The sequence below is a fragment of the Pseudoalteromonas sp. MelDa3 genome, from assembly GCF_002863625.1.
Taxonomy (GTDB): Bacteria; Pseudomonadota; Gammaproteobacteria; order Enterobacterales; family Alteromonadaceae; genus Pseudoalteromonas; species Pseudoalteromonas arctica.
In genome coordinates this window covers 1-425 of sequence record NZ_PJBR01000219.1, presented here as the reverse complement: position 1 = coordinate 425, position 425 = coordinate 1, and the positions used below count along the sequence as shown (strand labels likewise).

The 425-nt window shown below is 42.8% G+C and carries 1 protein-coding gene; it reads right to left on the bottom strand.

Annotated features, from left to right (window positions below; translation table 11 throughout):
- A partial coding sequence (locus CXF89_RS19230; protein ID WP_180961430.1) for a transposase domain-containing protein occupies positions 1-331 on the bottom strand: 331 nt, incomplete at its 3' end.
- Positions 332-425 lie beyond the last annotated feature (94 nt).

Below are 425 nucleotides of genomic sequence, written 5' to 3'. Positions count from 1 at the left end.
CACATAGGTGAAATAAGGCTTGGAGGGGGTCGCTACTCAGGCGCTGTCTCGCTTGAGGAATAGCACTTGGAGCAACCGTATCGCCCAGGGTATCAGTGAGTGTTAAATCTAACTTCTCAACAACGTCACTAATAGAGCGGTCGCGAAAAAGACCCATTGCAATGATAAGCCAGACGACAAGCTCAGCAGGTAACTTACGTTTGCGAATACTTGCTTTATCGGTCTGTTCGAGCACATTAGAAATCCACTCAAGAGGGATATGTTTCTGAAATGTAGATAAAGAGTCAGGAGTGGCGAATATATCCGTATCAAGTAACCAATGACTAAGCATAAAAATACCCTCATAATCAAAAGATGATAAGGGTATTGTGAAGCAACCAAAAGATCGGTCAACCGATCAAAAATACCTTAACTGATCGGTGTTA